Source organism: Mangrovibacterium sp., from assembly GCF_059905295.1.
On sequence record NZ_JBZQJF010000051.1, the window covers coordinates 1 to 12,704 of the forward strand.

The following is a 12,704-nucleotide window of genomic DNA, read 5'->3' on the forward strand; positions in this document are numbered from 1 at the left end:
GAAAACGGAAGTGAAAAGCTTGAAAATGTAGGTATGCGTTTTCTTGATTGGCCTTCGTACGAGAACAAAGAGGCTGTTCATGCCGGCTTACAAGCATTAATGGTTCTGATGTTTGAAAAGGGAGCCCGGTTGTGTCAGTTTTTGGAGGAATATGAGAAAGCCAAAGAATATCAGAAAATTGCGGACAAAATGAGGGCGCATGTTCCTGATCCGAACCATTCGAAACAAGCCGCTTCATTGTTAGCATTGTCGGGTATGATGGACGCAGCAACGGCGAATGAGGAGGTTATTGGCGTTGGTGGTCCAACAAATTTTTCAACTTTCTTTGGCTATTATATGCTGGAGGCCCAAGCTAGGGCTGGCGAATATAGGGTTGCTTTGGATAATATTCGTCAATACTGGGGCGGCATGCTTGATCTGGGTGCAACAACGTTCTGGGAAGATTTTGATTTGAAAGAAGCGACCAATGCTGCACCGATAGATCGGTTTATACCAAAGGGGAAGCTGGATTATCATCGAAATACAGGTGATTATTGCTATATTGGTTTACGGCGGAGCCTTTGTCACGGATGGGCATCAGGGCCGACAGCCTGGTTAAGTGAGCATGTTCTTGGTGTGAGGGTTCTGGAGCCGGGCTGTTCAACGATTAAACTGGAACCTCATTTGGGCGATTTGGATTGGGCCGAAGGAACTTTTCCAACGCCTAAGGGAGCTATTTACGTGAAATATAAGAAGAATGAGAACGGAGAGCTTACGAAAACGGTTAGTGCTCCGGATGGCATTCAAATTATAGAATAACTAAACAGAATACTAGACGAATTAAAAGATGAACTTGATGAAGAAGCGATTGATGAATTTTGCGCTTATTGGTCTCGTTTTGTTGACTTCCTGCATGGGGAATAAGTGCAATTTGAAAACACAGAAGATTGATGTTAGGGCTCCCTTTGAGATGTCTGCTATTACATATCCCGATTTTAGCAATTGCCCCAAGTTTGAAATTACCGATTTTGGAGCAGCTAAGGACGATCAACAAAAAACATCCGAAGCGATTTCTAAAGCTATTGATGCGGCAAACGAAGCCGGTGGCGGTTCGGTGATTATTCCTGCAGGAGAATGGTTGACCGGAGCAATTCATTTAAAAAGCAATGTAAACCTGCATTTGGAAAAGGGGGCCGAATTATTGTTCTCTGATAATCCGAAAGATTATTTGCCGGCTGTGCACACGACATGGGAAGGCTTGGAATGTTACAACTATTCACCGCTTATTTATGCTTTCGAATGTAAAAACGTGGCTATTACAGGTAAGGGAAAGCTGAAGGCTAAAATGGATTTTTGGAAAAACTGGTTTGCACGACCGGCCGGCCACATGAACAGCCTGAAATGGTTGTACGAAGCAGCCGTGAAGAATGTGCCTGTTGAAGATCGGGTAATGGTGAATGATTCAGCCCACATGCGTCCGCAATTTATTCAGTTTAACCGCTGTGAAAATATTTTAATGGATGGTTTTTCAATTCAAAACAGTCCTTTCTGGACCATTCACCCATACCTGTGTAAAGACGTGGTTATTCGGAATCTAAACGTTTATGCACACGGGCAAAATAACGATGGTGTTGATCCGGAAATGACTCAGGACATGTTGATTAAAGATTGTGTGTTCGATCAAGGGGATGATGCGATTGCTGTAAAGTCGGGAAGGAACCAGGATGCCTGGCGGATTCATACACCAACCCGGAACCTGGTGATCCGGGATTGTTTGGTGAAAAACGGTCACCAACTGCTGGCTATTGGTAGTGAGTTGTCAGGGGGCGTTGAAAATGTGTTTATGACGGATTGTGCCGTAGCCGGGGGAGCAAGCATGTTTCACCTGTTGTTCATTAAAACCAATGAACGTCGTGGTGGCTTTGTTAAGAACATTCATATGCAAAATATACGCGCCGACAAAATGCAGGAGGGGATTCTAGGCATTGAAACCGATGTGCTTTACCAGTGGCGTGACTTGGTGCCTACCTACGAAACCCGGTTGACGCCAATTTCTGATATCAGCCTGGTGAATGTTCAGGCTAATGAAGTGAAATTTCTTTACAAAATATTAGGGCAGAAAGAAATGCCGGTTGAACGGGTGCTGCTGAAAAACGTGCATGCGAATATCATCCATGAAGAACGAAATGTTGCCGAAAATGTAAATAACCTGAAGATTGAATAACTAACAGAACTAAATACGAAACCAAATCTACAAACATGAAAAAAACGAGTTTAATTATCGCAGGACTTCTTGTGGCATTGGGTTGGTCGAGCTCCTATGCACAGCAAGTGAACGATGTAACAACACCGCTTCATCTGCTTCAGCCTGATTATCCAACGCCTTACGGTAAGCCTGTAGTTGCAGATATTGAACAAACACTAACGCGTGTTTACGATTACCTGGAGGCTACAACACCGGCAGCTCTTGTTGATGAAAATACCGGTGCTGAGATTACGGATTATTCCACAGTAAATGAACACACCATTATGAAACCAGGTGACTTTCGCCTGACCAGTTATGAGTGGGGCGTGACTTATGCAGGTATGTTGCTGGCCGCTAAAGAAACGGGTGAAACAAAATATGCCGATTATGTAACCGTCCGGTTGAATTTTCTGGCGAAGGCATTAAAAGCTTTCCAGGAGTTTGAAAAGCGTAGCCCGGATAGCAAGTATCAGCTTTATTTTACCTTGCATCCACATGCCCTGGATGATTGCGGTGCTATTTGTGCGGCCATGATCAAAGCGGAAAAGGCCGGGGCTGCTGAAGGACAAGATGATATGATTGATACTTATATCGACTATATCAGTAATAAAGAATACCGCTTGGATGATGGTACCCTGGCCCGTAATCGTCCGCAGCCCAATTCAATTTGGTTGGATGATTTGTTTATGGGAGTACCTGCCTTGGCGCAGATGGGAAGCTACAGTGGCGATAACCAGTATTTTGACGATGCCGTGAAGCAAGTGCTTCAGTTTGGACAGCGGATGTTTAACTATGATAAAGGCTTGTTTATGCACGGCTGGATTCAGGGAATGGATGAGCATCCTCAGTTTCACTGGGGACGAGCGAACGGTTGGGCTGTAATGACCATGGTTGAATTGTTGGAGGTTTTGCCAAAGGATTATGCCGGTCGCGACCAGGTATTGGATTTATTGCGCAAGCACATTCGTGGCTTGGCGAATTATCAGGATGGAACAGGCTTCTGGCACCAGCTGCTCGATCGGAACGATACTTACCTGGAAACATCGGCAACAGCTATTTATACTTATGCAATTGCACGCGCAATTAATCGTGGCTATGTGGATGCCAAAGTATATGGCCCCATGGTTTGCCTGGCCTGGAATGCTGTTGCCTCGAAGGTAAATGAAAAGGGACAAGTTGAAGGAACCTGTGTTGGAACAGGTATGGGATTTGATCCGGCTTTCTACTATTATCGCCCGGTAAATGTTTATGCCGCTCACGGCTATGGCCCGGTTTTGTTGGCGGGAGCTGAAATGATTGAGTTGATAAAAACACATGATATCAGCGTAAACGACAGCTCGGTTCAGTTTTACGACAAGAAATAAAGGAATTGTTCTCCTGATAAGTTGAGGGAGTATGACTTTGGAAAGGGATCCGATTTTGCGAAAGATCGGATCTCTTGGCTTGAAAAATGCCGTTATGTTTTTCCTTGCTGGTTGTTGATTTAAAACTGATGGTTCCATCAATGGTCGACAATCGGAAAATCAATTGAAGTGGGAAGGAAGGTAATTGCAGATAAAAACACAAAAAATGAATAGAAAACTAAATCTTGGAAGATGCGCAATTGTGACAGGGCTGTTCTTTCTTGCCTTAGCCGTTAGCCATCGTGCAATAGCAGCGGTAAATCCAGCTGTTTATAACGTCAAAGATTATGGTGCGATTGGTGATGGAACTCACCTGGATTCGGAGTCCATCAATCAGACAATTGACAAGGCGGCAGAGGCAGGCGGTGGTACGGTGTTTTTGCCGGCCGGTGAGTACCTGTGTTTCTCAATTCGGATGAAAAGTAACATCAATTTGCATATCGGTGCCGGGGCAACGATCGTTGCTGCCAATAGGGACGAGCACAAAGGGAAGTACGATGATCCCGAACCGAACATGTGGGGCGATTCGTTGCATTACCAGGATTTTGGGCATAGTCATTTTCACAATAGTTTGATTTGGGGCGAAGGCCTGGAAAATATCTCGATCACGGGCTCTGGATTAATTTATGGCAAAGGACTACAGAAGTGGAGTAACCCACGTCCGGGATTGGGTAATAAATCAATCGCTCTGAAAAAATGCCGAAATGTGATTCTTCGTGATTTTTCAATTTTACACGGTGGCCACTTCGCCATCATTGCTACTGGAGTGGACAACCTCACCATTACTAATTTGAAGATTGACACAAACCGAGATGCCATCGATATTGATTGTTGCCGGCACGTTCGGGTTTCGGATTGTTCGTTGAATTCACCCAACGATGATGCCCTGGTGCTGAAAACTTCGTATGCACTGGGTTATGCTGCTCCTTGCGAGAATGTAACGATTACCAATTGTGCGGTTTATGGGTTCGATGAGGGAACGTTCCTCGATGGGACATACCAAACCACGCAAAAGCAGGCTCCGGACAAAGGAGTTGTTACCGGGCGAATTAAACTGGGTACTGAGTCGAACGGTGATTTTCGGGATATTACAATTTCAAACTGCACCTTCGAACATTGCAGGGGACTGGCTTTTGAAACAGCCGACGGTTCCAATATCGAGAACATCACGGTCTCTAATATTGTAATGAAAGACATATTGAATGCACCTTTTTTCTTCCGGATTGGCCGGCGGATGCGCGGACCTGCTGAATTAGGAGTTGGTTCTCTTAAGCGGGTTTTGATTGACAATGTGGTTGTTACGGCATCCAACCCGCAATACGGATCCCTGTTAATGGGAATTCCCGGGCACGATGTCGAAGATATTGTTCTGTCGAACATCTGGATTAAAGTGGCTGGTGGTGCCGATGCCGAGCAGGCCAAAGTCGTGGTTCCCGAGTTGGAAACCAGTTATCCCGATCCGCAGGAGTTTGGTGATATTCCTGCCTGGGGATTCTACATTCGGCATGCGAAAAATATCACGATGTCGAACATTCACCTGGAATTTGAAACGCAAGATTTTCGCCCGGCTTTTATCCTGGAAGATGTGAAAGGTGCAAGTTTCTCAGAAATTCACACTGATAGTATTAAGGGCGTGCCCACTTTTCAACTGAAAGATGTGACTGATTTTGATCTGCATCGGGTAAATCAGTTGGAAGACCTGCGGATAAATCAGCTAAAAAGTTTAAAATTGTAATTTATACAATAAACTATCGAAATAACCTACAACATGAAACGAATACTAACCTATCTATTCTTATCAGCGTTAACGATTAGTGCTTTTGCCCAAAACGGGAAGACTTGGTTTCCCGAGGATCAGCTTACAACCGTTGGTGCATACTATTATCCCGAACACTGGGACGAGTCGCAATGGGAGCGCGATTTAAAGAAAATGTCGGAGATGGGCTTCGAGTTTACCCATTTCGCGGAGTTTGCCTGGGCTCAGCTCGAGCCTGAAGAAGGGAAATATGATTTTGCCTGGTTGGATCGCGCTGTTGCTTTGGCTGCCAAATATAACTTGAAAGTAATCATGTGTACATCAACAGCTACCCCTCCGGTATGGTTGGTTCGCAAGCACCCCGATGTACTTAAAACCCGGGAGGATGGCACGCAGATGGATCATGGTTCCAGACAACATGCTTCTTTTTCAAACGAATATTACCGTTCTTATTCGCAAAAGATGATTGCTGAATTGGCAAAGCACTATGGCAACGATTCACGGATTATTGGCTGGCAGCTCGACAATGAACCGGCTAGTAATGTTGATTATGGTGCTGATGCGCAGAAACGTTTCCGGGAATGGTTAAAGCAGAAGTATGAAAATATTGATGCCTTGAACAAAGCCTGGGGGACTAATTTCTGGAGTGGTACCTATTCCGACTTTTCACAGATCGACATTCCGCAAGTGTCACAATGGGGGATGAACCTCTATCAACGTTTGGACTTTAGTCGTTTTTGTGATTCGGAGACCGCCACATTCCTGGATGAGCAAGCGCAAACGATCCGGAAGTATGCCAGTCCGGACCAATGGATTACGACGAATTATATTCCGAATTACGATTCCCGCTATATTGGTGACAGCCGGGAGCTGGACTTCATAAGCTATACACGCTATATGGTGTACGGCGAAGCTACCGGAATTGGTCGGGAAGGCTACCGGGTGGGAGAATATTCCCGCATTGCCATGGCCAACGATTACTTCCGGCCGCTTTCGCCGCTCTATGGATGTATGGAGTTGCAGCCCGGACAAGTGAACTGGGGAAGTATTAATTCGCAACCTTTGCCAGGGGCTGTTCATTTATGGTTGTGGAGTGTTTTTGCCGGTGGCAGCAAATTTACCTGTACTTACCGGTTTCGGGCTCCAATTTATGGATACGAACAGTACCATTATGGAATTTTAGGTACGGACGGAGTGACACCAACGCCTGGCGGTTTGGAGTATCAGAAATTTATTGAAGAAATTAAGTTACTTCGTCAAAAACATACGTCCGGTGAAGTTCCGGTTGACTACCTGAAGCGCAAAACCGCTATTCTTTATGACCCGGATAATACGATAGCTATCAATCAAAATAAGCAGACTACCGTTTGGAACACCGAGCAGCATGTGTTGAAATATTACAAGCCACTAAAGGCGTTTGGTGCTCCGGTCGATTTTATTCGTGATACCATGGATTTCTCCCGTTACCCGGTGATCATCGCTCCTGCGTATCAGCAAATGAGCCTTGAACTCATTGCAAAATTGACCAGCTATGTCAAAAACGGCGGTAACCTGGTGATGTCGTGCAGAACCGGTCATCAGGACCAATGGGGGCATTTATGGGAAGCGCGCCATTCAGAGCCGATTTATGATCTGATTGGTGGGGAAATTAAATTCTACGATTTGCTTCGTCCATATGCACCCGATACAATTACAATGGATCAGCAAAAAATTGCTTGGACAAGCTGGGGTGATATTTTGAAAGCCCATGAAGGAACGGAGACCTGGGCAAGCTATCAAAACGATTTTTACGCCGGAAATGCAGCAGTAACATTTCACCGGTTGGGAAAAGGGACGGTAACTTATGTTGGTGCCGACAGCGATTCGGGAGATTTGGAGCAGGCTGTTTTAACCAAACTTTACGGTCGGCTTGGAATTCAGGTTAAAGATTATCCGAAAGGGATTATCGTAGAATACCGCGATGGTTTTGGGATTGCCCTGAATTATGCCGATAAGCCCTACGAAATGCAATTGCCAACCGGCAGCGATATTTTGGTTGGAGAGAAGAAAATTCCAACAGCAGGTGTACTTGTTTGGAGACTCAAATAAGGAACTGGGATAATATTGAAGTTGTATTTTGCGTTTGTTTAGTTAAGCAATAGGAACACTACAGGCTGCTGAATAAAACGTATTTTGGCTACTGATTTTTGCGGGAGGGAGCCCGAAAAGTCCTTTTTTAGGGGGAAATTTGGGTTGAAATACGAAAGAATGTTGTTTATACTGTTTGTGTTGTTTATAAAATTTTATATTTGACGGAACTTAAAATTAAGCAAATTACGTTATGAAAGAACTTTTAGAAAAAATTGGTGCTGAAATTGCATCTTTTCAGGAAAACGCCGATGCTCAATTGGCAAATGGTAACAAAGCAGCAGGTACTCGTGCTCGTAAAGCTAGTTTGGAATTGACAAAACTTTTTAAAGAATTCCGCCAGGTTTCTTTGGAAGAATCAAAAAAGTAATTTCATCTTCTCCCTGTATGAGTTCTGTGCTTGTATAGGGAGAATTGTTTTTAGGCCAAACCATTCCTTGTTAATTCACCTTCCGCATTAATCTTTCATTCCGAAAAGATTTCCAGCACCATCATTTTTAATCCATTCAAAAAATCCCTTTTATTCAAGGTGATTTCAACTCACAAAAGGAAATCAGCAGAGGTTTGACGAAGGTTCGTCGAGATTGACGGTGCTGGGATTAAAAAAAATAGTAATCGCATGCAACATCCGTTTCTAAGCATTTGTTGTATATTCGAGAATAACCGAAAATTATGAAAATAGTTATGAAGAAAAATAGTTTAAGACTTGCTTTAATCTTATTGGTTGTCGTGACTTTGCATGCTTGTAAATCAGTTCCTTTGACTGGTCGTAGTCAGCTTAGTTTGGTGTCGGAGTCGGAAATGGTTTCGATGGGTTTGACAAATTATGATAATTTTTTGAAGGATAATAAGCTTTCGACAAATATGCAGCAAACCGCTATGGTGAAAAAGGTAGGAGGACGAATTGCCGCTGCAGTGGAAAAATACCTCAAAGACAACGGCTTCGGGGACTATGTCAAAAATTTCAATTGGGAATTTAACCTGGTTGAAAGTGATGTACCCAATGCCTGGTGTATGCCTGGCGGAAAAGTGGTTGTTTATACTGGTATTTTACCCTATACCCAGGATGAAAATGGATTGGCAGTTGTTATGGGACACGAAATTGCTCATGCTGTTGCGCGTCACGGGAACGAGCGGATGAGTCATGCCATGTTGGTGCAAATGGGGGGTGTGGCCTTGGCAACGGCTGTTAAGGAGAAGCCCGAGGAAACTCAAAATTTATATAATATGGCTTATGGTGCAACGACCCAGGTAGGTGTTATGCTTCCTTTTTCGCGTAAACATGAGTATGAGGCTGATGAAATGGGGCTGACTTTCATGGCTATTGCCGGGTACGATCCACGTTCGGCAATTGCATTCTGGAAACGTATGGCGGCTAATAGTGGTGGTACTCCAGAGTGGCTAAGTACGCACCCTGTGGATGAAAACCGCATTCAAGCATTGCAAAAATTAATGCCGGAAGCTTTGAAATATTACCATCCGAACTAAACGAACATTTGTCTGTAAATTTTTCCTTTCTGTTTGTTAACAGGTTTCTGTGTTTGTTAGAATAAATGCTTATTTTTGATGTTAAACTAAATACAAACCTAAAATAAACAAGATGGAAGGCTTTGAAAAGAATGATGAATTTAATGAAGATGTAGATAGTAAATTCAGACAGGAAATTTATTCAAAAGCAGTGCGGGCAGGGAAAAGAACTTATTTCTTCGATGTTAAATCGACCCGGAATGATGAATATTACCTAACAATTACGGAAAGTAAGAAACGCTTCGACCAAGATGGTAAGTTTCATTTCGAAAAGCATAAAATTTTCCTGTATAAAGAAGATTTTGAAAAATTTGCTGACGGATTAAGTGAAGTTGTTGATTTTATTAAAGAACAACAACCAGGAGGATTTAACGAATTTCCATCCCAAAAGAATGAAGAACAGGAGGAGACTTATAAAGCCTACGAAACTGAGGAAGAAGTTGAGGAGGAAGAAGAGGTTGTAAATAATTACACCAATGTTGAATTTGAAGATATTTAATCAAGAATACTTGAATAGGAATAAGCTGTCCCCAACAGGGACAGCTTTTTTTGTGTCCGTTTTGGCCCTGCTTCCTTGCTATATAAGGCAAACTGCAGAAGCAAAAACTTTGTAGTGCTTGAAATTCCTTGATGCAGATTAGGGAATGGGCCGCTTTCTACTTGTCTCTTCTGTTCAAAACAGTATTTTTGTGCAAAAAAAGAGAACAATGATACAACGTATTCAAACAGTTTATATGCTTATCTCAGCAATCTTGATTGGTTTGCTGTTTACCCTTCCGTTTGCTGATATTTCACATGAAGGAAGTTTGTACCTTTTCGATATCCGTGGAATTGTAGGTCAGGAGGGGTTAAAAGAAAACGGAATGGCCATTGCTGGTTTAATTGGTATTATTTTATTACTTCATGTGGCTGCAGTGTTGCTGTACAAGAAGCGCATCATTCAAATTCGCTTGATGGTGTTGTCCATATTGCTGAATATCGGTTTGTTCGGCATGTTTTATTTCTTTGCCTATTATTCATTTGATGGTGCAAATATCAGCTTTAAAATTCCGGTGGTTTTTCCCATCGTTGCATTAATCCTCGATTATCTGGCTATTCGCGGAATTGGTAAAGATGAAGCTTTGATCCGTTCGATGGATCGTATTCGTTAGAAAATACTTCGCTAAAGAAATAGTAAGGCAGTTCGTTCGCGGGCTGCCTTTTCTGTGAAAGTCTCTTCTGAGTTCTAAGTTTCAAGTTCCAAGTTCCAAGTTTCAAGTTTCGAGTTTCGAGTTCCAAGTTGCGGTCATAGTTACCCTTTTATAGGTCAGGGGCTGCTGCTTGTTACTGGTTACTTGTTACTCGTTACTCATTACTGGTTGCTCTTCTCTCAATCGCAAATCGGCTATCAATAATCGTTAATCGTTAACTTTTCAAGTTTCACGACAACCCGACAACTTCAGATAAAATGGACAACCTGATGTGTGGCTAATCCTCCACTTTCATCCCTGTTGAGATTCCCGGGAATCATGAGTGTTGTTTGCAACGACCACATCAACTCAAGCAATGCCTGCTCAGACTGAAACAATGTCAGGTTTTGTTCGAGCAATGGGTGCTCAGACTAAAGCAATGGCTGGTTTGATTCGAGCAATGAGTGCTTTGACTGAAGCAATGGCTGGTTTGAGCCGTACAACGACTATTTTAGGTCGTACAACAAGGAAATTGAAATGGAACTGTGACTTCCAAAAGAAAAGGTGAAGTTTATACAACCTCACCTTTCCGATATATTGGAGTAATCACTTACTTATTGAAGCGGGAAAATCTTGTTTTCGCGGCAGTACTCAATAATTTTCTCCGGGTTCTTGCCATTATCTGCAGCCGAAAGCTCTAATGAAGGATTTTCAGGGGCATCAAACGGGATATCGATTCCCGGAACATAGCTCAGTTGATCCTGGTTGTAGAAGTCAGCCTTGTTGTTTTTACAGAATTCCAAATCAGCATTCATATAGAACAAGTGGAATCGATCTTCACCAATGATTTTGGCAACCTGTTTACGGATTTCTTTGTCCGGCGAAATAAACGAACAGATGGTAATGATACCCTGATCGTTCAGCAGGCGCGAAACTTCGGCTACACGACGTAAGTGCTCGGCACGGTCAGTTGGCGAGTAATCCAATTCTTTGGATAAGCCTGAACGTACAGAACTTCCATCCAGCAGCACAACTGTTGCTCCCATTTCGAAAAGTTGTTTTTCGAGGCTGAAAGCCATTTCGTTTTTACCCGAGCCATGCAAACCGGTTACCCAAAGAGTAGCGCCTTTTTGATTGTAACGCTTTTCGTATTGGTCTGTTTGGATCAGTCCTTTACCTTCGCGGATCTGTTGACGTTCATCTTCGGTAATACGCGATGGCAAGTTGTCCGAGCTAAGCTTGTCGATAATCATACCAACGGCAACGGTGTTGTTGGTCATCGGGTCGATCAACACAAACGAACCGGTACTTTTGTTCTTTTTATAAGGGTCGAAGAACAATGGTTTGTTGGTTGTCAGTACAACACGGCCAATTTCATTCAGGCTGAAGAAATCGATGCCTGAGCGTTCCATGGTATTCACATCAACTTTGTACTGAATCTTGTCAACACGAACCTTGGTGTTGTTGTTGGCGTGTTTAATGAAGAAATGCGTGGTTGGGTCCATCGCTTTTTCATCCATCCAAACCAACATAGCCTCGAAGTGGCGCTCCATACGAGGAAGATTATCCGGATAAACCAGCATATCGCCTCTGGAAATGTCAATTTCGTCTTCGAGTGTTACTGTTACCGATTGCGGCGGGAATGCTTCATCCAGGTCGCCATCGTAAGTGACAATATTTTTAATTTTCGAAGTCTTCTTCGAAGGAAGAACCATTACGGTTTCGCCTTTGCGAACAATACCGGAAGCCACACGTGCCGAGAAACCGCGGAAATTGTTGTCGGGTTTCAGTACATACTGTACAGGGAAACGCATATCTTCGAAATTGCGGTCGGAGCTGATGTGTACATTCTCCAGGAAGTCGAGCATACATTTTCCCTGGTACCATGGCATTTTATCCGACTTTTCTACAACGTTGTCGCCCTTCAGTGCTGAAAGTGGAATGAAGGTAACATCCGGAATATCCAGTTGAGCAACAAAGTTTTTATAGTCTTCACAAATTTGGTCAAATACTTTCTGGTCGAAATTCACCAGGTCCATTTTATTAACGGCCAAAACCACGTGTTTAATTCCCAGCAAGGATACCAGGAATGTATGGCGACGGGTTTGTGTAATTACCCCTTTGGTGGCATCAATCAGGATGATGGCCAGGTTGGCCGTTGATGCGCCGGTAACCATGTTGCGAGTGTATTGCTCGTGTCCCGGGGTATCAGCAATGATAAATTTCCGTTTGTTGGTTGAAAAATAGCGGTAGGCGACGTCGATGGTGATTCCTTGTTCGCGCTCAGCTTTCAATCCGTCGAGCAGCAAGGCATAGTCGATATCCTCACCGGCATGGCCAATTCGTTTACTGTCGCGTTCCAATGCCGCCAGCTGATCTTCGTAGATCATCTTACTGTCGAACATTAAACGACCAATCAGCGTTGATTTTCCATCATCTACTGAGCCGGCAGTTAAAAGGCGCAGTAAGTCTTTTTTTTCATCCTGATTAAGGAAATC

Annotated in this window: 11 protein-coding genes; 10 read left to right on the forward strand and 1 reads right to left on the reverse strand. The window is 43.5% G+C overall.

The genetic code is table 11. The features are described from left to right. The 10 genes from AC37HE_RS03070 to AC37HE_RS03115 all read left to right on the forward strand — a co-directional run. The coding region (locus AC37HE_RS03070; RefSeq protein WP_500781313.1) for an alpha-L-rhamnosidase C-terminal domain-containing protein at nucleotides 1-798 on the forward strand (798 nt) is incomplete at its 5' end. A gap of 37 nt (nucleotides 799-835) precedes the next feature. Further along, the gene (locus AC37HE_RS03075; RefSeq protein ID WP_500781314.1) at nucleotides 836-2,203 is read left to right on the forward strand and encodes a glycoside hydrolase family 28 protein; all 1,368 of its coding nucleotides are present in this window, start codon (nucleotides 836-838) and stop codon (nucleotides 2,201-2,203) included. 35 nt (nucleotides 2,204-2,238) lie between these two features. Continuing rightward, nucleotides 2,239-3,588 carry a glycoside hydrolase family 88/105 protein gene (locus AC37HE_RS03080; RefSeq protein ID WP_500781315.1) on the forward strand — a complete coding sequence of 450 codons (1,350 nt, stop codon included), beginning with the start codon at nucleotides 2,239-2,241 and terminating at the stop codon, nucleotides 3,586-3,588. A gap of 205 nt (nucleotides 3,589-3,793) precedes the next feature. Then, nucleotides 3,794-5,362 (forward strand): rhamnogalacturonidase, encoded by a 1,569-nt coding sequence (locus AC37HE_RS03085; protein WP_500781316.1) that lies wholly within the window; start codon nucleotides 3,794-3,796, stop codon nucleotides 5,360-5,362. A 33-nt stretch (nucleotides 5,363-5,395) separates the two neighbouring features. Then, entirely contained in the window at nucleotides 5,396-7,471 is a 2,076-nt protein-coding gene (locus tag AC37HE_RS03090) for a beta-galactosidase (RefSeq protein WP_500781317.1), read from the forward strand. A 232-nt stretch (nucleotides 7,472-7,703) separates the two neighbouring features. Beyond that, nucleotides 7,704-7,880 (forward strand): BF3379 family histone-like protein, encoded by a 177-nt coding sequence (locus tag AC37HE_RS03095; RefSeq protein WP_500781318.1) that lies wholly within the window; start codon nucleotides 7,704-7,706, stop codon nucleotides 7,878-7,880. A 314-nt stretch (nucleotides 7,881-8,194) separates the two neighbouring features. Further along, nucleotides 8,195-8,998 (forward strand): M48 family metallopeptidase, encoded by an 804-nt coding sequence (locus AC37HE_RS03100; RefSeq protein WP_500781319.1) that lies wholly within the window; start codon nucleotides 8,195-8,197, stop codon nucleotides 8,996-8,998. Between the two features lie 112 nt (nucleotides 8,999-9,110). Continuing rightward, nucleotides 9,111-9,536, forward strand: coding sequence for a DUF3276 family protein (locus tag AC37HE_RS03105; RefSeq protein ID WP_500781320.1), 426 nt, complete (start codon nucleotides 9,111-9,113; stop codon nucleotides 9,534-9,536). 208 nt (nucleotides 9,537-9,744) lie between these two features. After that, the gene (locus AC37HE_RS03110) at nucleotides 9,745-10,188 is read left to right on the forward strand and encodes a DUF4293 domain-containing protein (RefSeq protein ID WP_500781321.1); all 444 of its coding nucleotides are present in this window, start codon (nucleotides 9,745-9,747) and stop codon (nucleotides 10,186-10,188) included. A gap of 415 nt (nucleotides 10,189-10,603) precedes the next feature. Then, on the forward strand, nucleotides 10,604-10,774 hold the full coding sequence (locus AC37HE_RS03115; RefSeq protein WP_500781322.1) for a hypothetical protein: 171 nt from the start codon (nucleotides 10,604-10,606) through the stop codon (nucleotides 10,772-10,774). 46 nt (nucleotides 10,775-10,820) lie between these two features. Here AC37HE_RS03115 and cysN read toward each other — a convergent pair. After that, a partial coding sequence (cysN, locus tag AC37HE_RS03120; RefSeq protein WP_500781323.1) for a sulfate adenylyltransferase subunit CysN occupies nucleotides 10,821-12,704 on the reverse strand: 1,884 nt, incomplete at its 5' end.